This window comes from Psychrobacter sp. TB20-MNA-CIBAN-0197 (genome assembly GCF_040309765.1).
Lineage (GTDB): Bacteria > Pseudomonadota > Gammaproteobacteria > Pseudomonadales > Moraxellaceae > Psychrobacter > Psychrobacter submarinus.
This window is the reverse complement of record NZ_JBEOPC010000231.1, coordinates 1-341: the sequence shown is the minus strand read 5'-3', so window position 1 is coordinate 341 and position 341 is coordinate 1. Positions and strand designations below refer to the sequence as shown.

1 pseudogene is annotated in these 341 nt (G+C 35.2%); it reads left to right on the top strand.

From position 1 onward, the window contains the following. A pseudogene (locus AAEY83_RS13450) lies at window positions 1-341 on the top strand (hypothetical protein); the annotation flags it as partial.

Below are 341 nucleotides of genomic sequence, written 5' to 3'. Positions count from 1 at the left end.
GCATTATGTGTATTATGAGCAAAATAATATAGATGCACGATTACAAAATCATGACCAGCCACATTTTGTTATTGCCGAAACCGGCTTTGGTACAGGTTTAAACTTTTTAAATACATGGCAACGCTTTACTGACCACCTTGCACGTCAACAAGTTCAAAATCAATTAGATAATGGTGTTAAACGCTTACACTTTATTTCATTTGAAAAATATCCTCTGCACATAGACGATTTAAACAAAGCACTACAGGCATGGCCTTCATTAAGCGCCTTTAGTAACAAATTATCTAAACAATACCCAATTAATTTAGAAGGATGCCACAGACTCGAATTTGACAATGGAC